The organism is Klebsiella sp. JN_Kp122, assembly GCF_040062085.1.
Taxonomy (GTDB): domain Bacteria; phylum Pseudomonadota; class Gammaproteobacteria; order Enterobacterales; family Enterobacteriaceae; genus Klebsiella; species Klebsiella aerogenes.
On the sequence record NZ_JBEAHW010000044.1, the window covers coordinates 16193 to 41417 of the forward strand.

A 25225-nucleotide genomic window follows, 5' to 3' on the forward strand; every position below is an offset into this window, starting at 1 on the left:
GCACAGCAATGAATATTGAACAGATCTTTGAGAAACGTCTGGACCGAAATATTAATGGCGTTGTGAAAGCCGAACAGACGGACGATGCCAGTGCCTGGATTGAGCTTGATGAATACGTCATCACCCGGGAACTGGAAGGACATCTTCGCCATTTCTTCGAATCTTATGTTCCGGCAACCGGTCCGGAGCGCATACGCATGGAAAACAAAATTGGCGTATGGGTTTCAGGGTTCTTTGGCTCAGGTAAATCACACTTTATCAAGATTCTGTCGTATCTATTGTCTAACCGCAAAGTCAGCCATAACGGTACAGAACGTAATGCATACTCCTTCTTTGAAGAAAAAATCAAAGATGCTCTGTTCCTCGCTGATATCAACAAAGCGGTCCATCATCCGACGGAAGTGATTCTGTTCAATATTGATTCTCGTGCTAACGTCGATGACAAAGAAGACGCCATCCTTAAAGTCTTCCTGAAGGTGTTTAACGAACGGGTTGGCTACTGCGCTGATTTTCCGCACATCGCCCATCTGGAGCGTGAGCTGGCTAAACGCGGCCAATACGACGCATTTAAGACCGCATTCTCCACTATCACTGGTTCAAGCTGGGAAAAAGAGCGCGATTCCTACTATTTCATCAGCGATGAAATGGCAGAAGCCCTAAGCCAGGCCACAGGTCAAAGCGTTGATGCCTCGCGTCAATGGGTGGAACAGTTGGATAAGAACTTCCCATTAGATATCAATAATTTTTGCCAGTGGGTTAAAGAGTGGCTGGATGAAAACGGCAAAAACATCCTCTTCATGGTGGATGAAGTCGGCCAGTTCATCGGTAAAAATACGCAGATGATGCTGAAGCTGCAAACTATCACTGAAAATCTCGGTGTAATCTGCGGTGGGCGCGCATGGGTTATTGTCACTTCACAAGCGGATATCGATGCTGCCATCGGTGGGATGAGCAGCCGCGACGGGCAAGACTTCTCTAAAATCGTAGGTCGTTTCTCTACCCGTTTGCAGCTTTCAAGCTCCAACACATCCGAAGTTATCCAAAAACGTTTGCTGGTGAAAACCGATGCCGCAAAACCAGCTCTGGCTAAAGTCTGGCAGGAAAAAGGCGACATTCTGCGTAACCAGCTGGCCTTTGATCCCACCACAACGGCTTCTTTACGCACCTACACCAGTGAAGAAGAATTTATTGATAACTACCCGTTTGTTCCGTGGCACTATCAGATTTTGCAGAAAGTCTTTGAATCTATTCGCACCAAAGGTGCCGCTGGTAAACAGTTAGCCATGGGCGAACGTTCACAGCTGGAAGCCTTCCAGACTGCGGCTAAGCAAATCGCTCCACAAGGGTTAGATTCTCTGGTTCCCTTCTGGCGTTTCTATGCGGCAATTGAAAGTTTCTTGGAACCGGCAGTGAGTCGCACCATTACCCAGGCCTGTCAGAACGGTATCCTGGACGAGTTCGATGGTAACTTACTGAAAACGCTGTTCCTGATCCGCTATGTCGATTTGCTGAAAAGCACACCCGATAACCTGGTCACCCTTTCTATCGATAAAATCGATACTGATAAAGTTGAGCTACGCCGTCGTGTTGAAAAAAGCCTGAATACGCTCGAACGCTTAATGTTGATCGCACGCGTTGAAGATAAATACGTATTCCTGACCAATGAAGAAAAAGAGATCGAGAACGAAATCCGCAACGTTGAAGTCGATTTCTCTGCAATCAATAAAAAACTGGCATCGATCATCTTTGATGACATTTTGAAAAATCGGAAGTATCGCTACCCGGCGAATAAGCAGGACTTTGATATCAGCCGCTTCCTGAACGGGCACCCGTTAGACGGCGCAATGCTTAACGATCTTGTGGTGAAAATTATTACCCCCAAAGATCCGACCTATGATTTCTATGATAACGATGCTGCGTGCCGCCCATACACCTCTGAGGGGGATGGCTGCATTTTAATTCGTTTACCTGCCGATGCCCGTACCTGGACCGACATTGATTTAGTCGTCCAGACTGAAAAATTCCTCAGGGACAACGCCGGTCAGCGCCCGGAACAAGCCAGCCTGCTTTCAGAAAAAGCCCGTGAGAATAGCGTTCGCGAGAAACTGCTCCGCGTCCAGCTGGATACGCTTATTGCAGAAGCGGACATCTGGGCAATTGGCGAGCGCTTACCAAAGAAATCTTCGACGCCATCCAGCATCGTGGATGAAGCCTGCCGCTATGTGATTGAAAACACGTTTGCCAAGCTAAAAATGCTGAAGCCGTTCAACGGCGATATCGCACGTGAAATCCATGCGCTACTTACGGTGGAAAATGATACGGAGCTGGATCTGGGCGAACTGGAGGAATCCAATCCTGACGCGATGCGCGAAGTGGAAACCTGGGTCAGCATGAATATCGAGTTCAATAAGCCGGTCTATTTACGCGATATTCTAAACCACTTTGCCCGCCGCCCTTATGGATGGCCAGAAGAAGAAGTGAAGCTTCTGGTTGCTCGTCTGGCACGCAAAGGCAAATTCAGCTTTAGCCAGCAGAATAACAATATAGAGCGTAAGCAGGTGTGGGAGCTCTTTAATAACAGCCGTCGCCACAGCGAACTGCGTCTGCACAAAATTCGTCGTCACGACGAATTACAAATTCGCAAGGCCGCGCAAACCATGGCGAAGATTGCCCAGCAGCCATTTAGCGAACGTGAAGAGCCGGCACTGGTTGAACATATCCGTCAGGTCTTCGATTACTGGAAGCAAGAGCTGAATGTCTTCAGAGCGAAAGCGGAAGGTGGAAACAATCCAGGCAAAAATGAGATTGAGTCAGGTCTGCGCCTGCTGAATTCCATTCTTAGCGAAAAAGAAGAGTTTGCTCTGATTGAGAAGGTCACCACCCAGGCAAACGAATTGCTGGATTTCAGCGAAGATCGCGAAGATTTGGTCGATTTCTACCGCAAGCAGTTCTCCACCTGGCAAAAGCTGGGAGCTGCGCTGAACGGAAGCTTTAAATCCAACCGCAGCGCACTGGAAAAAGACGCCGTGGCGGTAAAAGCGTTAGGTGAGCTGGAAAACATCTGGCAGATGCCGGAGCCTTACAAGCATCTCAATCGCATCACGCCGCTGATTGAACAGGTTCAGAACGTTAACCATCAGTTAGTTGAACAGCACCGCCAGCACGCCCTGGAACGTATTGACGCCCGCATCGAAGAGAGTCGTCAACGCTTGCAGGAAGCGCATGCCACATCGGAGCTGCAAAACAGCGTTCTGCTGCCGATGCAAAAAGCCAGGAAGCGCGCTGAAGTCAGCCATTCGATTCCGGAAATTCTGGCGGAACAGCAAGAGACGAAAGCGCTGCAAACGGATGCTGAGAAGAAGATTAACCAGTGGATCGACGAGCTGCGTAAAAAGCAGGAAGCCCAGATACGGGCTGCGAATGAGGCAAAAAATGCTGCCGAGCCAGAACAAACCTATGTTGTGGTAGAAAAGCCCGTTATCCAGCCGGTACCGAAAAAAACGCATCTGGTGAATGTCGCCAGCGAGATGCGAAAAGCCACCGGTGGTGAAGTGCTGGAAACCGCCGAGCAGGTGGAAAAAGCGCTTGATACGCTTCGCGCTGCCCTGCTGGCAGCCATTGAGTCAGGTGACCGGATTCGTCTTCAGTAACCCCATTTCAGGGCAGCACTCTGCTGCCCTTTGCAGGATTTTCTATGAATACCAATAACATCAAAAAATACGCTCCACAGGCCCGTAACCAGTTCCGTGATGCGGTGATCCAGAAACTAACCACGCTGGGGATTTCCGCTGATAAAAAAGGCAATCTGCAGATTGCGGATGCCGAGATCGTCGGCGAAACCGTGCGCTATGGTCAGTTCGACTACCCCAAATCCACCCTCGTCCGCCGCGATCGTCTGGTTAAACGCGCACAGGAACAGGGCTTTGACGTGCTGGTTGAACACTGTGCCTATACTTGGTTTAACCGCCTATGCGCCATTCGTTATATGGAAATCCACGGCTACCTTGACCACGGCTTCCATATGCTATCGCACCCGGATAACCCAACCGGCTTTGAAGTGCTGGACCACGTGCCGGAAGTAGCGGAAGCTTTACTGCCAGAGAAAAAGGCGCAGCTGGTCGAAATGAAGCTGTCCGGTGACCAGGACGAAGCCATCTACCGTGAACTGCTGCTGGCCCAGTGCCACGCACTGCACCGTGCGATGCCGTTCCTGTTTGAAGCAGTCGATGATGAAGCTGAACTTCTGCTGCCGGATAACCTGACCCGTACTGACTCTATTCTGCGCGGTCTGGTGGACGGTATTCCGGAAGAAGACTGGCAAGACGTTGAGGTTATCGGCTGGCTATATCAGTTCTATATCTCTGAGAAAAAAGATGCCGTTATTGGCAAGGTGGTACAGAGCGAAGATATTCCTGCCGCCACCCAGCTGTTTACCCCAAACTGGATTGTACAGTATCTGGTGCAGAACTCCGTCGGCCGCCAGTGGTTGCAGACCTACCCAGACTCGCCGCTGAAAGGTAAAATGGAGTACTACATTGAGCCCGCCGAACAGACACCGGAAGTGCAGGCGCAGCTGGCTGCCATTACGCCTGCCAGCATTGAACCGGAAAGCATCAAGGTGCTCGACCCGGCCTGCGGATCCGGGCATATTTTGATTGAAGCCTATAATGTGCTGAAAAATATCTACGAAGAGCGCGGCTACCGTGCTCGCGATATTCCACAGCTGATTCTGGAAAATAATATTTTTGGTCTCGACATCGACAACCGCGCAGCCCAGCTTTCTGGTTTTTCATTATTAATGATGGCCCGTCAGGATGACCGAAGGATATTCACCCGCGACGTGCGCCTGAATATTGTCTCCCTGCAGGAGAGTCTGCATCTGGATATTGCTAAACTGTGGCAGCAGCTAAACTTCCACCAGCAGAACCAGACCGGCAGCATGGGGGATATGTTTGCCGAAAATACCGCCTTAGCCCATACCGAAAACGCAGAATATCAGCTGCTGATGCGCACGCTGAAACGCTTTGTGAATGCCAAAACGCTGGGTTCGTTGATTCAGGTGCCTCAGGAAGAAGAGGCTGATTTAGAGGCGTTTCTTGATGCTCTGTATCGCCTGAAACATGAAGGAGATTACCAGCAGAAGACTGCAGCGAAAGCGTTTATTCCGTATATTCATCAGGCGTGGGTCCTTGCACAGCGATATGATGTTGTGGTGGCTAATCCACCGTATATGGGCAGTAAGGGAATGAATGGTGAATTGAAAGAGTTTGCCAAAAATAATTTCCCAGATAGTAAAGCCGATTTGTTTGCAATGTTTATGCAGCATGCATTTTCTTTACTTAAAGAAAACGGATTGAATGCGCAAGTCAACATGCAATCATGGATGTTTTTATCAAGCTTTGAATATTTCCGTAAATGGCTATTCAATAACGCTACTTTTCTTACGATGGCACACTTTGGAGCTAGAGCCTTTGGTCAAATTTCTGGAGAAGTAGTACAAACAACAGCGTGGATATTATTGAATTCCGTAACAGAATCCTACACTCCATGTTTTTTAAGATTGACACATGGCAAAAATGAGGTAGAAAAAGAAGCGTTACTGAAAGAAAAAAAATATTTATATACGAATTTAAATCAAAATGACTTCATAAAAATCCCAACACACCCAATAGCCTATTGGATAACCCAATCTATGATTGAGAGCTTTGGGAAATATAAAAAAATGCGTGACATATCTGATCCAAAATCAGGGATGTCTAGCACTGATAATGAACGTTTCCTAAGGATTTGGCATGAGGTATCGTACAATAATATTGAGTTATTTTGTAATTCAAGTAATGATAGCTTATTATCAAAAAAACAATGGTATCCATTTATAAAAGGTGGAACAAACAGAAAATGGTATGGAAACCAAGATTACATTATAAATTGGAAGCACAATGGAAAAGACATAAGGAAGTTTATTTCTGAAAACCCTGAAAAGCAAGTGGGTGGAAGGATAGTTAACGAAGATAAATTTTTCAAGCCATCTTTATCATGGTCGCGTATATCTAGTGACAAATTTTCCGTCCGCTATTATCCTTCTGGATTCATATTCTCTGATGCAAGCAACGGAGCATTTCCCCCAGTTCATATTCATGAAAACATTCTCGCTTTTTTAAACTCTAAAACTTGCGGTGAGTACCTTGAATTTTTATCTCCAACAGTTAACTATCAATCAGGTGAAATATCTAGGTTGCCGATTTCGGAGGGGCTGATTATTGATCAAAATATCAAAAACTTAACCCGTGAGATTATTGACATTACAAAGAACGATTGGGATAGCCAAGAAATATCATGGGAATTCACAAAAAACAGCTTATTAAAGTTCAAAGAATGTACAATCAAAAGCACTTTTTCAGCCTTCCTAGAAGATTCCATGAAAATGACTAAAAAGTGTCTTACACATGAATCAGAGCTGAATTATTTAATTTCAGAGTATTACAGAAATGGGCTTAATAATCATACTATTGAATTAGGTGATATAACGCTTTTTTCAAACCCATATAATAAATATGCTTCCAAAAAATTGGAAGATAATAACATGCTATTTCAATCAGATACGATAAAGGAATTTCTCTCTTATTCCATCGGTTGCATGATGGGACGCTATTCCCTCAATCGAAAAGGCCTAGTCTATGCCCACGAAGGCAACAAAGGCTTTACCGAACTAGTCGCTGAAGGTGCCTACAAAACCTTCCCGGCTGACAATGACGGTATTCTGCCGCTGATGGATGACGAGTGGTTTGACGATGACGTCACCTCTCGCGTCAAAGAGTTTGTTCGCACCGTCTGGGGTGAAGAGCACTTACAGGAAAACCTCGAATTTATCGCTGAAAGTCTCTGTTTATACGCGATCAGCCCCAAAAAAGGCGAACCTGCGTTGGATACCATCCGTCGCTATCTTTCCACCCAGTTCTGGAAAGATCATATGAAGATGTATAAAAAACGCCCGATCTACTGGCTGTTCAGCTCTGGTAAAGCAAATGCGTTTGAGTGCCTGGTCTATCTGCATCGCTACAACGATGCGACGCTGGCGAGAATGCGTACCGAATATGTGGTACCGCTGCTGGCGCGTTACCAGGCCAATATCGACCGCCTGAACGAACTGGTTGATGATGCCTCCGGCGGTGAAGCCACGCGACTGAAGCGTGAGCGTGATAGCCTGAGCAAGAAATTCAACGAACTGCGCAGCTTCGACGATCGTTTACGCCACTATGCTGATATGAGAATCAGTATTGATCTCGACGACGGCGTTAAGGTTAACTACGGTAAGTTTGGCGATCTGCTGGCGGATGTGAAAGCCATTACCGGCAGTGCGCCTGAGGTGATGTAAGTCAGATAGCATACCTTCCCACACCACCGGGCTTTAGTCCGGTGGTGATCTCGATACGGGAAACCGGCCTTATTCAGGCATCCGTCACCTCCAGTTCATGATAAAATGCGGCTTTGTGTCAGAACGCGGAACACAGTTTCCAGGCGTTCAGGCATCTTCGAATATACAGAATCAACATGGGATTGTGACCTTGCAAAATCAGGAATTTATTGCCGGCCTTAAAGCAAAATTCGCCGAACACCGCATCGTTTTCTGGCACGATCCCGATAAGCGTTTCCTCGAAGAACTGGGCAACCTCGAACTAGAGAACATCACGCTGCTCGATATGACCGACCAGTCACAGCTGGCAGTGAAAAAGCGCATTGAAATTGATGAGCCTGAACAGCAGTTTTTGCTATGGTTTCCCCACGATGTGCCTCCCAAAGAGTTCGACTGGCTGCTGGATATTCGTCTTTATAGTACGGAGTTCCATGCCGATTTCGCCGCCATCACGCTGAATACGTTAGGCATTCCGCAGCTTGGCCTACGCGAGCATATTCAACGCCGGAAGGCATTTTTCAGCACTAAACGTCTTGCTGCCTTAAAAGGCCTGGTCACTGAGCAGGAAAACGAAGCTTCTCTTAATAAGAAGATGATTGCGGTCATCGCTGGCGTAAAAACCGCAAAAACGGAAGAGATTCTGTTCGGCCTGATTACCCAATATGTTAATCAGCAAAAAGATGACGACAGCGACCTGGAAAACACGCTGGCAATGCTGAAACGCCACGATCTGGAAGGCGTGCTGTGGGACATTCTGAATCAGGAAATGGGTTATCAGGCCGAACATCCGACCCTGGAAAACCTGATCCTCAAGCTGTTCTGTACCGATCTCTCCGCGCAGGCAGATCCGCAGAAACGCGAATGGCTGGAAAAAAACGTACTGACCACGCCGTCAGGCAGAGCCTCCGCGCTGGCCTTTATGGTCACCTGGCGCGCCGACCGTCGCTACAAAGAAGCCTATGATTATTGCGCACAGCTGATGCAGGATGCGCTGCGACCAGAAGACCAGTACCGTCTCAGCTCGCCGTATGATCTGCACGAGTGCGAAACCACGCTGAGCATTGAACAGACCGTTATTCATGCGCTAGTGACGCAACTTCTGGAAGAGAGTACCACGCTTGACCGTGAAGCCTTCAAAAAGCTTCTGTCCGAACGCCAGAGCAAATACTGGTGCCAGACGCGTCAGGAATACTACGCCATCTATGACGCGCTTCGTCAGGCTGAGCGGCTGCTGAATCTGCGTAATCGTCATATTGACGGTTTCCACTATCAGGACAGCGCAGCGTTCTGGAAAGCGTACTGCGAAGAGCTGTTCCGCTTTGACCAGGCCTACCGCTTATTTAACGAATACGCGCTGTTGGTTCACAGCAAAGGCGCAATGATCCTGAAAAGCCTGGATGACTATATCGAAGCGCTGTATTCCAACTGGTACCTGGCAGAATTAAGCCGGAGCTGGAATAAGGTTCTGGAAGCCGAAAACCGTATGCAGGACTGGCGTATTGCGGGCGTTCCACGGCAGCAGAACTTCTATAATGAGGTGGTTAAGCCACAGTTTAACAATCCACAAATCAAGCGCGTATTCGTGATTATTTCCGATGCGCTGCGTTATGAAGTGGCTGAAGAGCTGGGCAACCAGATCAATACCGAAAAACGCTTTACTGCCGAACTGCGATCCCAGTTGGGCGTGTTACCCAGCTATACCCAGCTGGGTATGGCTGCATTATTACCTCATGACGAGATATGCTACCAACCGGGTAATGGCGATATCGTTTATGCGGACGGGCTGTCTACCTCCGGTACGCTTAATCGCGATACAATTCTGAAGAAATATAAAGGGATGGCAGTAAAATCCGACGCTCTTCTGAAATGGAAAAATCAGCAAGGACGGGATCTTATTCGCGATTACGAAGTCGTCTATATCTGGCATAACACCATTGATGCCATTGGCGACAGCGCATCGACGGAGGAGAAGACCTTCGAAGCATGCCGCAACGCGGTGGTTGAACTGAAGGATCTAGTGACCCGTGTAATAAACCGTCTTCATGGTACACGCATTATCGTCACGGCGGACCACGGTTTCCTGTTCCAGCAGCAGTCCCTTTCCGGGCAAGATAAAACCACGCTGCAGATCAAACCAGACAATACGATTAAAAACCACAAGCGCTTTATTATCGGCCACCAGCTTCCTGCCGATGATTTTTGTTGGAAAGGAAAAGTAGCGGATACCGCAGGCGTCAGCGATAACAGCGAGTTCCTGATCCCGAAAGGGATCCAGCGTTTCCATTTCTCGGGCGGCGCGCGATTTGTGCATGGTGGTGCCATGCTGCAGGAAGTCTGCGTTCCCGTATTGCAGGTAAAAGCGCTGCAGAAAACCGCTGCCGAGAAGCAACCTCAGCGTCGTCCGGTAGATATCGTTAATTACCATCCGCTGATCAAACTCGTCAATAACATTGATAAAGTCAGCCTGCTGCAAACCGACCCGGTAGGCGAACTGTTCGAACCGCGAACCCTGAATATCTTTATTGTCGATAACGCCAATAACGTGGTTTCTGGTAAAGAGCGCATCTGTTTTGATAGTGACAACGATGCCATGGAAAAACGCATACGCGACGTGACGCTGAAGCTGATTGGCGCGAATTTCAATCGTCGTAATGAATACTGGCTGATACTGGAAGATGCGCAAACGGAAACGGGTTACCAGAAGTACCCTGTGATTATCGATCTGGCATTTCAGGATGATTTCTTTTAAGTGAGGCGATATGCAAACCCATCATGACTTACCCGTTCCAGCCGTATCCGAAGGGGAACTCGTCGCAGAAGGTTACGATCTGGACGCCTTACTGAATCAGCATTTTCGTGGTCGGGTGGTGCGAAAAGATCTGACCAAGCAGCTCAAGGAAGGGGCTAACGTCCCGGTCTATGTGCTGGAGTATCTGCTCGGTATGTACTGCGCTTCCGACGATGACCAGATCGTCGAGCAAGGGTTGCAGAACGTTAAGCGCATTCTGGCTGATAACTACGTCCGCCCTGATGAAGCGGAAAAGGTGAAATCGCTCATTCGTGAGCGAGGATCCTACAAGATCATCGATAAAGTATCGGTAAAGCTCAATCAGAAGAAAGACGTTTACGAAGCCCAGCTCTCCAACCTCGGCATTAAAGATGCACTGGTTCCGCCGCAAATGGTCAAGGACAACGAGAAGCTATTGACCGGTGGCATCTGGTGCATGATCACCGTGAACTACTTCTTTGAGGAAGGACAGAAAACGTCGCCCTTTTCTCTGATGACGCTTAAACCTATCCAGATGCCCAATATGGACATGGAAGAGGTATTTACCGCACGTACGTACTTCAACCGCGACCAGTGGATTGATGTCCTGCTACGTTCCGTAGGTATGGAACCTGCTAACATTGAGCAACGAACCAAGTGGCACCTGATCACCCGCATGATCCCTTTCGTGGAAAACAACTATAACGTCTGTGAACTGGGTCCACGCGGTACCGGTAAAAGCCACGTCTATAAAGAGTGTTCGCCAAACTCACTGTTAGTTTCCGGCGGGCAAACCACAGTAGCAAACCTGTTTTACAACATGGCCAGCCGCCAGATTGGCCTGGTTGGCATGTGGGATGTAGTTGCGTTTGATGAAGTAGCGGGGATCACTTTCAAAGACAAAGACGGCGTGCAAATCATGAAAGATTACATGGCGTCTGGCTCGTTTTCCCGTGGCAGAGATTCAATTGAAGGCAAAGCATCAATGGTGTTCGTCGGCAACATCAATCAGAGCGTTGAGACGTTAGTCAAAACCAGCCATTTGTTAGCCCCCTTCCCTGCCGCCATGATCGACACGGCGTTTTTCGACCGTTTCCATGCCTATATCCCCGGCTGGGAAATCCCGAAAATGCGCCCGGAATTCTTTACCAATCGCTACGGCCTTATCACAGATTATCTCGCCGAATACATGCGGGAAATGCGTAAGCGCAGTTTCTCCGACGCGATCGATAAGTTCTATAAGCTGGGTAATAACCTCAACCAACGCGACGTTATTGCTGTAAGGCGCACGGTTTCAGGTTTATTGAAACTGCTGCATCCTAATGCCGCCTACAGCAAAGAAGATGTCCGGGTTTGCCTGACTTACGCTATGGAAGCCCGTCGTCGTGTCAAAGAACAGCTTAAAAAGCTGGGCGGACTGGAATTCTTCGATGTGAATTTCAGCTACATCGATAACGAAACGCTGGAAGAATTCTTCGTCAGCGTGCCGGAGCAGGGCGGCAGCGCATTAATTCCTGCTGGCATGCCGAAACCTGGCGTAGTGCATTTGGTTACACAAGCGGAAAGTGGCATGACGGGCCTGTATCGCTTCGAAACCCAGATGACTGCCGGTAATGGCAAGCATAGCGTTTCCGGTCTGGGATCAAGCACCTCGGCTAAGGAAGCTATCCGGGTTGGATTTGATTATTTCAAAGGCAACCTCAGCCGTGTTAGCGCAACAGCGAAATTTTCTGAACATGAGTACCACCTGCACGTAGTCGAATTGCACAATACCGGACCAAGTACCGCGACTAGTCTTGCCGCACTGATTGCGCTGTGTTCTGTTTTACTGGCGAAACCCGTTCAGGAACAAATGGTTGTGCTAGGCAGTATGACACTCGGTGGAGTAATCAACCCTGTTCAGGATCTGGCGGCTAGCTTACAACTCGCCTTCGACAGCGGCGCGAAAAAGGTACTTCTGCCGATGTCTTCCGCGGTAGATATCCCGACGGTGCCAGCCGAGTTGTTTACCAAATTCCAGGTCAGTTTTTACTCCGAACCTGTAGATGCGGTTTATAAGGCATTGGGAGTAAATTAAGACATACCGAGGAATGGATCACATTTCTCGGTATGTTAATGCCCATATTATTTTTATTTAGTATAACATCTTCCTAAATACATTTATTTTATGAAAAACTTCCCGGTAAAATAATAATGAAACTTATTGCCAACGGATTAAATGGAGAGTTTTTTAGATCATGTTTACCCCCTCCAGGTAAAGAAATTGATGGTGTTGTTGCCGCCATTGCTTATGGAGATGATAAAACCACGCTCCTCGAGCATTGCATAAAAAACCATCACCGACTTGATATTTGGATGCGATATGATCATACAGTTCCTGTATCGCCTGCATTTTTATCAAAACTTCTCGCAAACGTTAAAAATAATATTTTTTGTAAACTTATACCAGATTGCCTGCACAGCAAAGTTATTTGGTGGAAGGGATATGGCGCTTATATTGGTTCAGCCAATTTAACTGAGCGTGCATGGTACTCGAATATAGAAGCCGGTATTTTCTTCACTGAGAGTGATTTATACAGTTCTAATTTAATTGAACAGTTAGAGGAATTCTTCGATAACTTAGCGTCACTTGACTCTTGCGTTGATCTTAGTAAAGAGATTATTGATGAACAAAGACAATTATTAAAACTAAAAGTCGAATTAGAGAAAAAAGAACGAGAGCTTATCAAAAAGCGGAAAATACCTGAATGGGGTGGCGTGAATTTTGTTGATAACAAAAAAACTAAAGATAGAAGGAAAGAGAGTTTCCATAAAGAATGGGAAAGCACATTTTCAATCATCAAGAGTATCTCAGACCAAATTAATGATTACAGACCTGCATGGATATCAGAAGATACTCCAAAATTTTGGCAAACCGATCAATTTCTACACGCATACTATTATAAGAAAGTTCATCAACAAGATAATACTTATCCTTTTGAGGATTATCACCGTACCAATAGTAAAAACCCACAAGCAGCATTGATGAATATGCTCTCCTGGTGGAAAATCCAATCAGTTCCTCCGTCTAATGAGGATATTCATCTTGGGATTTACGCCCCCTACATTCGCGAACACTTGTCAAAAAATAATATTGGTTCATTGACAGAGGATAAGCTCTATCAAATATTCTCTTACACACATGCAACAATGGACCATGTGATAAAAATGAGCGCTGAAACATTTGGCTATTCAGCCAAAACATCCTTAAATAAGGAAGTGCGCGCCGTTTTATTCACAAAATGGATCATGGGCCAAACCAATCAAAAAGGCATGACTATTGCTGAATTACTCAATTACGTCCTCTATGGTGGAAAGGCCTCATTGATGTGGGAAAGAATCTACCAAGCTGGAAAAGACGATGAATACAAATTTCAGCATTATGGTATTAACTCTATCGCAGAAGTTGTTGGATGGGCCAGACCCGATGATACTCCTCCCAGAAATGGCAGAACCAACAAGGCTTTACGCGCATTAGGCTATCCAGTTCGCGTGAATATTTAGTATCGCCTACAGCAACGCCTGTTTATATAAAAACAGGCATCGAATCTCATGCAGGCAAATACGTTTTCTTAAGCGGCACCAATAACTTAGTCTCAATATCCACTTGCTCATAGTTTTCCACTAACGCGCGGACCAAATCGTCAAGCGTCCATAGCGTCAACGGGATCGTAGAACGATCGGCCTCATAGCGTGCATCCTTGCTAAATCCACCTGTGCTGACATACAGCCCGCGATCGTCTTTATGACGGCCACCGATAAAGCTACGGATTTGCTGGCTGCTCATCTGTTCCCGCCGGTGCTTCACCTCCACAATAATGCGCGGATTTTCGAACCCAAAGCCGTCAGGCGAAGCAATAATATCTTTCCCACGGTCAGCACCTGCAGGCGATACCTGGGTTTTATATCCCATGCTGCGTAACACGCCTGCGACCAGATTCTGCATCTCATCCCAGTCGAGACGGTTGATACGATCCTTGATGCCTTCAAAAGCGATCATTTCCATGTCGCGCAGAGGATTAGAAACAACCTCATCCTCTTCACCTGAAACAGGTACTTCCGGCACGACATCTGAGACAGGCTTTTTGCCCTGCACTAATTCATTCACGGCAAAATCAGGCACCTGAAAAACCGTCAGCGTTGAGCCAAGGGTGTTTCTGGTTGCATCACTCAGACTATCGCGCTTAATCTCTTCCGCATTCCACTTCACTTTACGGGCGATGCCCATGCCATCTTCAAGCCACTCGGCATGAAACTCAAAATCTGAGGCGATTTTCCCTATTAAATAGGTCCGATTAGAAGGTGAATAAGTGATAGCCCAGTCACCTTTCTGCATCTCATTCACAAAGCGCCAGACCTGGGAAGCACCGGAACGAACTGTGCCTGGCTTAGTCTGTGGCTCAAGCTCCTGATACCGGGTAAACAACTGCTCTCTTGAGCATCCCGGTTTCACATAGGGAGCGAGCTGCGACCAGCCGATTGCAACAACCTGTTTGTCCCTAAAGTCATCGTACAATTTTCCGCCATCGCCGCGGATCATCCACATTTTAGTCGTCACAATAATTCCTTCTGAAAATGCCTCACAGCCATCTTACACTGGGGAAACACTGTTAAGATGGCTAATCACATTCCTGATCTAAACCTGACGCCTCTCAAGGCTATTGTAAATTGCCTCAATCTCGCCCTTCAGGTTATCACCACAGTAAACCATTGATGTATCGTATCGTTCATATCGCGCTTCACGTGTCGCACTAAACCAGTTGAATGATCCCACGCACAGCAAACCATCATCACCAATTACAATTTTGCTATGAACGCGATTGACCAGTTTTGTCGCAATACCAAGGGCATTCAGTTTCTCCAGCGCCGCTTTGAGGTTCTGCTGCTTCTCTTTTCGCTTCTCAAAATCATTATGTTCAGTGTTGTAGCTTCTGTCAGTAACTACCGTGACGTTAATACCACGTGAACACGCCGCAATCATGGAATCAAGAAAACCGGTTTGCTCCAGTTTTTGCCAGGTCAGCCATGGAGAAACTATCGTGATGTGTTTACCGGTATTTTCAAACGTCTGATTCAGGAAATTATCATGCTGCTCCACACCATGGAGTGTGTAGATTTTGGTCTCGGCAGTTTTTAAATCCTTACGCTCTTTATAATCAAAAGAGAGCGCATTCTTCTCTGACTCAAAGAGATATTTTGCCAGTAATCCCCGCGGAGATGAGGCTGGCTGGATCTCAAACAGGTCCATATCGCCGAAGACCAAGAAACTGTCCTTCGCACGGGAGACAGCAACATTCAGCATGCTGTTATCGCTATCAATAAACCCGCCATCCTCATGCTTTGAATAGACTGGCGAGAATATAACAATCGCTCTTTCCGCCCCCTGAAGAGAATGCACGGTGCCCACCGTGAGCGACGTTTCATTCGCGCCAGTGCTGATACCTTGTTTACCCAGCGCCTGTTTGATGGTCGATACCTGCGCGCTAAAAGGCGTCACGATACCGACAACCTCATAAAGCGATTTGCCGTAATGCGTTTCAATATCTTGCTGGTTATCTGTCAGCCAGGCCGTTATCGTTTCAGCCTCAAGCAAATTATATCGACTTCCACTACTTGCCAGCTCTCCTTTACCATCAATATGGAGATAACCCATTGCGGGCATTAAATTGCTCTCTTCACGCCCTCTTTTAGGCAATAACTTACCGTGGTAGCAGAGCGTATTGCAGTATCCAATAATATTATCGAAGCACCGGCGGTGTTCATACAAGTACATCCCACGAGCCAGCTCGGGATCATATTGATAGCGTGAGGCATACTGCGCTATTTTCATGACGCTGCCAGATGCAGCGCTTTTACCAAGCTCTGCGATTGCCGTATATTTCTCAGTTATCTCTTCTTGCGTACTACCTGACAGAATTTTTTCTGCCAGCATGTTACCTATATCAATAGCGGGAGCAATACTCCATATTGGCGGGATCTGTTCCGTATCACCAATCACCAATGCCTTTTTAGCTAAGGCAAACGAGGCAGCAGCCACTTCAGGAAGCACCTGCCCGGCTTCATCGACAATGAGTAAATCGGCGAAGTCATATAAATAGCTTTTCTCGAATTTACGCTGCCCTTTGTGTTCACTTATCTGCATATTGCCGGGCAGCATATAGCAAGTCATGACCACGCATGGTGTGAGTTTCATTCGGCGTTGCCAGCGGGCGGTTACCCCTTTAGCTCCTTTCTTGCCCTTCTCTTTTTGCAGATCATCGATCTTCGCCATATCCATTAGCCAACGACCTTCCCAGTAGTGGGTCGTAAGTAAGAATGCAGGGAAGCGAATCTGCGTATCAGCCAGTTCATCTGCCTGTGAGAAGCTCAGTTCCTCGTCGCTCTCATGTCCTAAATCAAGTGTCAGCCTCTGCCATTCCTGAGCCGCCTGCTGTTCTTTAAGAACGATTTCATGCGCGGAGTCAATCTGCTGTCGGTAGGTTGTTTGCTCGCGCTCAGCGGAGTTGAGCAGTCCATCTATATTACGTTCGATGGTTTCAGGATCAGACCACTGATTTCCCGCAATCAGAGCACCTAATTTATCTTCGAGAAACAGTTGTATTTGGTACTGCCGCTTACTGCGAACCGCAGGGAGCCAGGAAAATAATGAATAGATCAGTGATTCACCTGCCCGATATTTTTTCCATTCCGTTTTAGCACTCTTCAGTAGAGTGACTTTTTGTTCTTGCCCAGAGAGTAATTTATTTAAATTATCGAGATATTGCTCAATGTCGTTAGCAATAAGCTCACGCGCAGCCCGAACCTGGCTTAACGTTTGCCATGTTGCGTTCAGTCTTACCAGTTGCTCGGATTTTGCTGCCAACTGACTGTGCAGGACTTCAATGACCTTTTCAGGGGAAGAACAATCTTTTTCAGGAAAGGCTGCCTTAGCTTTCTCCAGATAAAACAGCAGTGCATCCTCTACATACTCTTTTGACTCAACCTGGTTGAAGAAATCTTCAGTTTGGTATTTTTTGGCTGCCTCGGCTTTACGAGTGCTTGAGGGGAAATAAGCGCCGAAGCTTTTCAGCTCTGGCAACCATCGTCCGGCCATTGCACCAGTACCCTGGGAAAAGTCTTTCCCGAACGCCTCGATAATGTTGGTTACAGCCTGGTTATTCGTTGAAGTCGCGATAATAACCGGAGGCTCCGCTTTTTCGAGAGCCGCTCTGGCCCACTGCGTGGCGATGATAGAAAGCACCAGCGTGGTTTTCCCGGTTCCCGGAGGGCCGTTAACGGCAAGGATATCGCCATGCCTGGCATCCAGAAAATGGCTTAAGGCATCGCGCTGAGCCTTTGCCAGCGGGAACTTATCTCCGGAGTGTCCAAGCCTGTCGCTGAATTTTGCTTCCGGAGCGAGCAAAGACTCTGCAGCATGAACCTCCCGCGAGGCGAAACGATTGAAAAGCGGCACATCCTTTTTGCAAACAAGCAGGTGGTCATAAAGCGAAAGGATATGGAAACTGGCGCCGCCAGATTGCGCCGTTTTAACAATATAACCGTGCTCAGCGAGTTCATATTGCTCGGGATTTTTAATCCAGTCGCCGACAACGTTCTTCAGTAGCCTCTCTGAATCATCCAGATATTGACGCCAATCCTGCTGCCAGGCTGCATATCGTGCTTCTCGTTCTTCATCCGTTTCGGCAGTGTTATCAACGCTGTCATCAAAGTTGATAGAGAATGACGTATGTGTCGTTTTATATTTGTCATACTGCTCAATCTCACCAATCGAAAATGCCCCTTTTGGCAAAGGTTCAAGCAGGTCTCTGGGAATGGAGGTTGCTGGCGTCGGATATAAAAAACCTTCACGGCTCAACAGGGCTAGCGTCACTATCGGGGTAACAATATCAGGCGCACCAGCGGAACGGTCCTTTCCATGCTGCAGTAACCGGAAATAAACCTTTGGCCGCAAGATGACATCGACTGTTTCGACGTCGTCTTTTTCTCCTTCAAAAAATTTACCGACAATCGCTTCGTCAAGACGTCCCGCCGCTATCTCATGCCAGTGAGTGAAATTTTTGACGTCTTTCCGTTCAAAACTGCCCTTTCCTGACTCAGCATCTGCCAGCGAGTTGCGCCAGTATGAGGCAAACCCTAAAGCATTTTCATCCATTACCAGTCCTATGACTCAATGAAATCCATTGATTTATCAAATATAAAATCACCGTATGGATAACTATTGTCCACGTTGAAAAGCTGGCTGCAATGTTTTGTTCACGCTTCGATACAAATACTCGGGTTATACGGAGTCCAGGAGGCAACCATATCCTGCTGCATGGCACATAAAAGCTTTATAACCAAAGCAGCAGAGGGTTACCGATTGCACAGCACGCTCCAGAAGCCAGTGAGCCCTACTGGCAGCGTTCAATGCAATATTGGAACCTGTAAGTTCAGAAAATAGCGCTGTCGAAGATGGTTCTGTATGTAGGCTCTCCAGCTATTGTTTTGTCCGATGCTTGCGAATAAAAGCATTCAAAATGTCGCCTTCACCATGCATGACAGAAAAAGAATATTCACATTCTTTCTTTATCAAGATTCCACATAATTCCTTGTGCAAATCTACATTAACACCCTTTCCTTTCTGCGCTTTCTTCACACCGAGCTCACATGAACTGATTAATTCAACGTTACAGGGTTTCTTCAAACAATTCACACCATCAATAAAGCCCTGGAGTATGCATCTATTTGCGGTCGTATCACTGTAGGAGAAGGTCAGATATTTTATTTTCCCTTCACATTCCAGCACAACTTCCGCCGAACCTTCACGTGTTGCAGCATCACAACTTCCTGTTGAATATATTTTTACCATCTTCATTTTGTACCTTTCCCCTTACCAAACGAATCATGACATCCTATATCAAAGGTATTCTCGTCAAAACTCAACTATCTCAGTAAATTCTCCCGATGCCATTCCAGATAACAATACGATTCAACAGAAAACGTCTTTATTTTCTCTGGCAATAAAAATTGCTCTTTAACACTAATATCCAGCTCATTACTAATTAATAAACGCCCATCGTTCTCAAACGAAATCCATCCCTGATCGAACAAAATATCAATATGCGCAGCTAATATAATTCCATTATAAGGATCAAGGCGTTCATTCCCATTCTCGCAGGCAGCCCACGGTTTTATATGGCTGGCACGGAGTAACGGCGCAAACGTCGTTCCCGTAACAGGGCATGCCGGATACAGCATGAGACAATTTTTCCGAAAGGTACCCTGCCCCAGCCGTGCCGCAATCAGTTGCTCGCGTACAGTATCTTCAATACTTTTATCCTGCTGAATAATAAGACAGTCACGTTGCGCCTGTTCATTTCCATCAGAAGATATTAACGAAAGAACGCGCTGCTCAATCACACTCTCTGAAAGCAGACTCAATCGCTGATGCACACGCTGCGCTGAATGAGAAAGCGCAGCAGGAGCGCCCTGCTCGTCAAGCCAGCCGACACGCACATCACTAAGCCAGGAATCAAAACGGTCACGACTATTTTTCAGACTATTGCGAAACTCATTGGCAGTTTTGCCCGCTCCGAAACGGGGATAAAACAAGGCATAAGCCTCTTTCCATTTCTGAACACCCAGTCCCACGGGTGGTTGAGATTTACCGTACTTCGACAAATACCACGCCACTTCAAGCAAATCATCTTCCGAGCTATTCAATGTTACATCCTGTTTTTCCAGCGTAATTCATCACCAGATTATGTCTGAAAAGATCGTTAACTAAACTGATCAGGTTAGTTGTTTTAGCAAAAACATCTCACACCGGTTTTCACCATCAACAAACACGACACACAACCAACAACACAAAAAGGAACACCCCATGCCCCCACACAAAATCCGCCAGGAGTGGCTGACTCTGGATGAGGCCGCAGAAGTCATCCGGCAGCACAACATCACGTTGCTGCCCGCCGACCTGATACGTCATGCCCTGCACGGCGATCTGCCAATCTCGGTCTACTTCCCCTCGCCCGTCCTTCTGAAACCGCTCAATCCTCCTTGCCGCCTGGCCTGTCGATTCAGCAAGTCTCCCTTTCCACCTTCGCAGTGCAACAAACCCGGCAACCGCAAAGTAATGGCGAATTCTCCGCCGTGCAGACGCGACCCGACTCTGCAACTGACCACCAGCCATCTGTGGAATTTGCCGTTAATCGGCCTTGAGCGCCTGCTGCTCCACCAGCAACTGGCGAAAACACTCAACCGTCCCTGCCCCAAAGATACCCACTGCTGCAACCAGATTGGCATCGTGGTCTGCGATGAGAACGACAGGTACTATCAACTCTGTCGCCGCAAGTCACTGAGGAAACTATTAATCGAACTCCTCGCCACGCAGAACAGCCTCCAGGAAGAACTACACCTGTTAGTCGGTCAGCTGTATGGCAATGGACGCGATAACCTTAAATCCCGACTCACCCTTTCAGTTTGCTACTTAGAGGACTCATTGCCGCCTGATGCATCACTTGTGATCCGCCGCGATCATCTCGAAGATTTTTTGGCTCGCCACCAGCCAGAATCAAAGGAGCGGATCACCTCAGCGCTTTCCCGTTTACTGTGGCTGGCCTGCAAGCACAACCCGCTACTGGATGATGAACTACTGAACCATCCCTACAAACTGCTGAACATTTTCGAATGCTGGGCGCGTGAGGATGGTATGCACCAGCCGCTGAGTGGCGAGACGTTGAAAACCGCCCTCCAGCGCGGCGCACCGCCGTAACGCGATCAACTAATCCTTTCAACTAACAACTCTCACTAACCCAGATAAGGATTTTTACTGCCTGGCAGGGACGCTGCTGCTTTGATAACCACGCCCATCGTGCTGATGTGAACGACTCTGGACACAGGAGGAATGGTTATGAATAGCGACAGATTTTTACGCTTACGCCAGGTGGAAGACAAAATCGGCTTCGGTAAATCGTGGATTTACCGGCAAATCCAGCTGCAACAGTTTCCGCCATCCATTCGACTCAACAGCCGCCACGTCGCCTGGCTGGAAAGCGAGGTGGACGCGTGGATCCACCAGCGCATCCGGCTTACCCGCGATGTCTGAATGCCGGAGGAAGATTATGTGCGCTTCACACCTGCTCAACCGCTGGCTTCACGGTGCCAGCAATAGCGGAGAACAGGAGATGGTCCTGGTCAGTCTGGAACAAATCCAGCCGTTCTCTCTCAATCCCCGCGTCACCCGCAACCCCGGCTATGATGCGCTGAAAGCGTCAATTCTCGCCCGTGGGCTGGATAACCCGCCGGTGTTGACCCGTCGCCCCGGTGATGAAAAATACATGCTCGCCAGCGGCGGGAATACGCGCCTCGCCATCCTCAATGAACTGTGGCAGGAGACACAGGATGAGCGTTACCACCGTGTCTGCTGGCCGTTCAGACCATGGCCGGAAACGCTGTCACCGCAGCAGGGCGAAGTCCAGTGCCTGATCGGCCATCTGGCCGAAAGCGACCTGCATAACGGATTGATGTTTATCGAACGGGCGGAAGGGGTCCTGCACCTGCGCGATCTTTACCTCGAGGCAGGTATTGAATGCCCGACACAGCAGGTGCTGGCGGAGCAACTCACCCGCGACGGCTATCCCGTCAGCCAGTCGCAAATCAGCCGGATGCTACAGACCGTCGACTGGCTGCTGCCCTGCATCCCTAACGCACTTTACGGCGGCCTTACCCGAAAGGTTATCGATCGCCTGCTGGCACTGCGCAGCGCAGCGGAACAGGTCTGGGTAAAGCTGATGCCGTTGGAACGCCAGCCGGAATTTGCCGACCTGTTCAGCACCGCCCTTGCCACCTTCAATGGCGAGCCGGAAGGCGTGGTACCGCAACTGGTGCAGGACGAACTACTCGGTGAGATGAGCTGTCGCAGCGGCATGAGCTGGAATACGTTGCTGGCGGAACTGACCGATGGCCAGAGCAAGCGGCAGGTGCTGCTGGGACCTCCGGTCGAAAAGGTCCTCTGGCCGCCACCGCCGGAAGTGGAAAAAGCACCACTACCAGAGCCTGAGCCATCGACTGAACCCGCCGCTCCCGGCGAGTCAAAGCCCTCGCCGCTGGTGCATACCGCTCGGTCGCTGTGTGCCTGCTGGGGACTGGACGCCTGTATCCAACCTGACGACAGCGCTCCGGCCGGTTTCACCCTCGCGGCCTGCCACGAATTTCCCCATCCGGCGGCACAGCGCTGCTATCAGGTGCTGGCGGCCCTGAATGGCGACACCAGCACGCCGATGCCCGCCCTGGAATTACTGTTGTCACCGGACTACGACAACGCTCAGATCCAGCAACTGATGCAACTTATCAGCCTGTGCCGCCAGCGGCGGCTGCGGGAGGTTCGCCATGACGCCCTCAGTTAACCAGGCGGTGCTCACCCACATCGTCCAGGCGCTGAAGGAGGGGCAGATCCGCTACTGCGAATCGCTCGGCTTCAGCCCGCAGGAGCTGTGCGAGCTAACGCGCCTTACCGCCGACGACATCCTGTTTCTCAGCAACAGCGCGGTGCAGTTCATCACCACCCACATTGACCACGAGATGCTGGGCCGGATGCTGGCGAGGATGGAGCAGGAGCGGCTGTTCCAGCAGCGTCTGGAGGAAGCCCTGTCGCTGGGCGCGTCCATCGAGTTCATCAACCACTACTTTGGCCTTTCCACGCCGGAGGTCTGCGCCCGGCGGCGGCTGATTGGCCTGTTTGTCCGACAAGGGCGCAACAATGCTCCGGATGAGCAGATGGAGACGCTGGTATGGAATGAGTGGCAGAAGACGGGCGTGAGCAAGCTCGACTCACCCGAAGCGCTGACCGCCATGATGGCAATGGCCCGCGAACACGATCTGTCGCTGACGGTTATCTGGAACCTGCTGCGCCAGTGGACTCAGGAGAAGCTGCTGCATGAAGAGTGACGATCGGCTGCTGTTTCTCGGCAACCCGCAGCAGAGCGTGCCGAAGCGCCTGCTGCTGGCGCGCAACCTCTCCCCGCGCGACAAGTTCGCGTGGCAACTGCTGCGCCTGCATGCCCGCGACGACGGCAGCGGCGTCTTCCCCTCCTACAACGAACTGCAGGGCTGGCTCTCTGACCAGCCTGAAGGCGAGAAGGCCTCGCGCAGTACCGTCAGCAATGCGCTGATGATGCTGCGGATCACCCGCTGGCTGAGCCTGTGCCAGCGGCTGCGCAACGAGCAAAGCGGCAGGATCACCGGCAACCTCTACGCCCTGCATGATGCGCCACTGACTCATGCCGATGCCTGTCGGATGGACAGCGAATATCTGGCGCTGCTTACGGCCTGTTCCCGCCACCGCAACCGGCGTATCCGCACCATTGCCATCGGGTTACTGCTCACCCTGCAACAACCTGTGGACAGTGGACGAACCTGCACTGAGTCTCCATTGAAGACCGCCCCTGGTCTTAATCGAAGACTCAGTAAAAAATGCCCGAGTCTTCAATTAAGACTCAGTGATGTGGCGGGGGCTGGCGGGCAGCCGGAACCGCATTGCGTACATACTGGTACAGATTTAAACAATAAACATCAAAAGCGTACGCCAGACCTGCACTGGCCTGTGGATAATCCCTTCAGCGCCAGCGAGCGCCGCGCCGCCGAACGCGCGATGCGCAATCTGGATCCCGCTCTCTGCCAACAGGTGCTGGACGACTGTCTGTGGCGGATCGCCGCCCACGATATCCACCGCCCCCTCGCCTATCTGCTGGCAACGCTGGAGAAAGCCAGGCGGGGCGAGTTCAATCAGCTTCGGCGCAGGCGCAGATAGCCCCGATTTTATGCGCACCGCATAAAGCCGGTGTACCAGCTATCAATCAAACCTCATTCATCGGCGAAATTAACTTTCTGCGAACCAGATGGGTTTCCTGTCGCCTGGCTGATTGCGCGGACCGACACTGCGGGCATCTGAATCCATGGAGAATTTCCGATGCCTGGCACAACCCTGTTCAGCGATATCCGCATCACCCTGCACACCCGCGTCACCGCCCGGCTTTGGCAGGCGCATCCCACCGGAATGCTGCTCTGTCTGGCGTTACTCAGGCGTCTGCTGCGCGCCGAAGAGGCCGACGATCCGTGGGCCGCCCACTGGCTGAAGCAACTGCGCATCCGCCTGAACCTGATCGCGCACCTGCTGAAGCAAAAAAACCGTCGGCTGGACCAGGCCTTCGCCAGCCTGCCGGGCGCTATCCACACCACACACGTCAGTAACCCGTCCCCGACCGAATTCATCCTGCCGCTGGCGCTGTTCTCACCGCCCGGTTCGCGCCTGCTGCAACAGTTGATTGATTACGATCTGCTGGTCCGCCGCACCCTGCTTGCCTGGCACCTCGGCCTTATCACCCAGGCGGAGAAGCGCGATTTCATTGCCACCATCCCACGCCTGATGCTCCAGGTGTTCAGCTTCGTGAACCGCTTTCGCACCACCGGTGTAACCCGCGCTGACGTGCGGGCGAACAGTCCGCTGGCGCAGACGATGGCGCATAAGCTCGGGAATTTGCCCAAAAAGATGCTTGCGGAGATACAGCGCGATGTTCAATGACGATGATGATGAACGCTCCGCCCGCAAAAGCTCGCTAAAGGGCCTTTTAAAGGCCTTTAAGGGTAAGGGAGAACTGCGAGCGCTGGTGCGGGAATTACAGACGCTGCGCGTGCAACTGCAACAACGTCAGCCTGTGCTGAAACAGGCGGTGTATGAATTGCCGGGGCGTAATGTACCGCTGATCCTGTGCAGTAACCCGGCACGCTCCGGCGTCAGCTATCTGCGCTGGCGTAATCTGGACAACAACCGTTCGGGATGCGTGGCGTTGCAGGAGGCCATTCAACAGCCGGACGCGAGCGATGAACTGCGCGATGCGCTGATGGCGCTCGAATGGCAGCGGCAGGTACTGAATACGCAGCTTTCAGTTGTGACGTTTATGCTGCGGCGGATACAGCCCTTAACCGCGCTGGTTTAAAATTTTGCGCAAAGTTAAACCCTGAGTGTC

Annotated in this window: 16 protein-coding genes; 12 read left to right on the forward strand and 4 right to left on the reverse strand. The window is 49.5% G+C overall.

All coding sequences use genetic code 11. The annotated features are described in order from the left end of the window. Positions 1-8 precede the first annotated feature (8 nt). From brxC to ABLU78_RS18525, 5 genes are all read left to right on the forward strand, one after another. The gene (brxC, locus tag ABLU78_RS18505) at positions 9-3650 is read left to right on the forward strand and encodes a BREX system P-loop protein BrxC (protein WP_348820611.1); all 3642 of its coding nucleotides are present in this window, start codon (positions 9-11) and stop codon (positions 3648-3650) included. Positions 3651-3694: 44 nt separating this feature from the next. Further along, complete coding sequence (pglX, locus tag ABLU78_RS18510; RefSeq protein WP_070534013.1) at positions 3695-7375, forward strand: BREX-1 system adenine-specific DNA-methyltransferase PglX; 3681 nt, start codon at positions 3695-3697, stop codon at positions 7373-7375. A 190-nt stretch (positions 7376-7565) separates the two neighbouring features. Further along, entirely contained in the window at positions 7566-10163 is a 2598-nt protein-coding gene (gene pglZ, locus ABLU78_RS18515; protein ID WP_070534010.1) for a BREX-1 system phosphatase PglZ type A, read from the forward strand. Between the two features lie 10 nt (positions 10164-10173). After that, a complete protein-coding gene (gene brxL / locus ABLU78_RS18520; protein WP_021240660.1) occupies positions 10174-12258 on the forward strand; it encodes a protease Lon-related BREX system protein BrxL in 2085 nt (694 codons plus the stop codon). A gap of 116 nt (positions 12259-12374) precedes the next feature. Continuing rightward, positions 12375-13724 (forward strand): phospholipase D-like domain-containing protein, encoded by a 1350-nt coding sequence (locus ABLU78_RS18525; RefSeq protein WP_348820612.1) that lies wholly within the window; start codon positions 12375-12377, stop codon positions 13722-13724. A 46-nt stretch (positions 13725-13770) separates the two neighbouring features. Here ABLU78_RS18525 and ABLU78_RS18530 read toward each other — a convergent pair whose 3' ends face one another. From ABLU78_RS18530 to ABLU78_RS18545, 4 genes are all read right to left on the reverse strand, one after another. After that, entirely contained in the window at positions 13771-14760 is a 990-nt protein-coding gene (locus ABLU78_RS18530) for a restriction endonuclease (protein ID WP_077905616.1), read from the reverse strand. A 96-nt stretch (positions 14761-14856) separates the two neighbouring features. After that, positions 14857-18372 (reverse strand): AAA domain-containing protein, encoded by a 3516-nt coding sequence (locus ABLU78_RS18535; protein WP_348820613.1) that lies wholly within the window; start codon positions 18370-18372, stop codon positions 14857-14859. 324 nt (positions 18373-18696) lie between these two features. After that, the gene (locus ABLU78_RS18540; protein WP_032724090.1) at positions 18697-19074 is read right to left on the reverse strand and encodes a hypothetical protein; all 378 of its coding nucleotides are present in this window, start codon (positions 19072-19074) and stop codon (positions 18697-18699) included. Positions 19075-19142: 68 nt separating this feature from the next. Next, positions 19143-19922 carry an HNH endonuclease gene (locus ABLU78_RS18545; protein ID WP_348820614.1) on the reverse strand — a complete coding sequence of 260 codons (780 nt, stop codon included), beginning with the start codon at positions 19920-19922 and terminating at the stop codon, positions 19143-19145. Positions 19923-20082: 160 nt separating this feature from the next. Between ABLU78_RS18545 and ABLU78_RS18550 the strand changes: the two genes are divergently transcribed. From ABLU78_RS18550 to ABLU78_RS18580, 7 genes are all read left to right on the forward strand, one after another. Beyond that, a complete protein-coding gene (locus ABLU78_RS18550) occupies positions 20083-20973 on the forward strand; it encodes a hypothetical protein (protein WP_348820615.1) in 891 nt (296 codons plus the stop codon). Between the two features lie 138 nt (positions 20974-21111). After that, positions 21112-21306: an AlpA family transcriptional regulator gene (locus ABLU78_RS18555; RefSeq protein ID WP_001561320.1), complete on the forward strand. Its 195-nt coding sequence runs from the start codon at positions 21112-21114 to the stop codon at positions 21304-21306. A gap of 16 nt (positions 21307-21322) precedes the next feature. Then, entirely contained in the window at positions 21323-22606 is a 1284-nt protein-coding gene (locus ABLU78_RS18560) for a ParB family protein (protein ID WP_348820616.1), read from the forward strand. Further along, positions 22590-23147 carry a DUF2857 domain-containing protein gene (locus tag ABLU78_RS18565; protein ID WP_348820617.1) on the forward strand — a complete coding sequence of 186 codons (558 nt, stop codon included), beginning with the start codon at positions 22590-22592 and terminating at the stop codon, positions 23145-23147. The genes ABLU78_RS18560 and ABLU78_RS18565 overlap by 17 nt, the downstream gene beginning before the upstream one ends. Continuing rightward, the gene (locus ABLU78_RS18570) at positions 23137-24009 is read left to right on the forward strand and encodes an STY4528 family pathogenicity island replication protein (RefSeq protein WP_348820618.1); all 873 of its coding nucleotides are present in this window, start codon (positions 23137-23139) and stop codon (positions 24007-24009) included. Before ABLU78_RS18565 ends, ABLU78_RS18570 begins: the two co-directional genes overlap by 11 nt. A 159-nt stretch (positions 24010-24168) precedes the next feature. Next, positions 24169-24780, forward strand: coding sequence for a PFL_4669 family integrating conjugative element protein (locus ABLU78_RS18575; RefSeq protein ID WP_348820619.1), 612 nt, complete (start codon positions 24169-24171; stop codon positions 24778-24780). Beyond that, positions 24770-25195, forward strand: a complete 426-nt coding sequence (locus ABLU78_RS18580) for a DUF3158 family protein (RefSeq protein ID WP_348820620.1) — start codon at positions 24770-24772, stop codon at positions 25193-25195. The genes ABLU78_RS18575 and ABLU78_RS18580 overlap by 11 nt, the downstream gene beginning before the upstream one ends. The last annotated feature ends 30 nt before the right edge of the window (positions 25196-25225 follow it).

Coding starts and splice junctions, on each gene's coding strand:
- ABLU78_RS18575 (WP_348820619.1), top strand. CDS start 24,169: ATGCCTGGCACAACCCTGTTCAGCGATATCCGCATCACCCTGCACACC.
- ABLU78_RS18525 (WP_348820612.1), top strand. CDS start 12,375: ATGAAACTTATTGCCAACGGATTAAATGGAGAGTTTTTTAGATCATGT.
- ABLU78_RS18535 (WP_348820613.1), bottom strand. CDS start 18,372: ATGGATGAAAATGCTTTAGGGTTTGCCTCATACTGGCGCAACTCGCTG.
- ABLU78_RS18555 (WP_001561320.1), top strand. CDS start 21,112: ATGAATAGCGACAGATTTTTACGCTTACGCCAGGTGGAAGACAAAATC.
- ABLU78_RS18540 (WP_032724090.1), bottom strand. CDS start 19,074: ATGAAGATGGTAAAAATATATTCAACAGGAAGTTGTGATGCTGCAACA.
- ABLU78_RS18560 (WP_348820616.1), top strand. CDS start 21,323: ATGTGCGCTTCACACCTGCTCAACCGCTGGCTTCACGGTGCCAGCAAT.
- pglX (WP_070534013.1), top strand. CDS start 3,695: ATGAATACCAATAACATCAAAAAATACGCTCCACAGGCCCGTAACCAG.
- ABLU78_RS18565 (WP_348820617.1), top strand. CDS start 22,590: ATGACGCCCTCAGTTAACCAGGCGGTGCTCACCCACATCGTCCAGGCG.
- brxC (WP_348820611.1), top strand. CDS start 9: ATGAATATTGAACAGATCTTTGAGAAACGTCTGGACCGAAATATTAAT.
- ABLU78_RS18550 (WP_348820615.1), top strand. CDS start 20,083: ATGCCCCCACACAAAATCCGCCAGGAGTGGCTGACTCTGGATGAGGCC.
- ABLU78_RS18570 (WP_348820618.1), top strand. CDS start 23,137: ATGAAGAGTGACGATCGGCTGCTGTTTCTCGGCAACCCGCAGCAGAGC.
- brxL (WP_021240660.1), top strand. CDS start 10,174: ATGCAAACCCATCATGACTTACCCGTTCCAGCCGTATCCGAAGGGGAA.
- ABLU78_RS18580 (WP_348820620.1), top strand. CDS start 24,770: ATGTTCAATGACGATGATGATGAACGCTCCGCCCGCAAAAGCTCGCTA.
- ABLU78_RS18530 (WP_077905616.1), bottom strand. CDS start 14,760: ATGATCCGCGGCGATGGCGGAAAATTGTACGATGACTTTAGGGACAAA.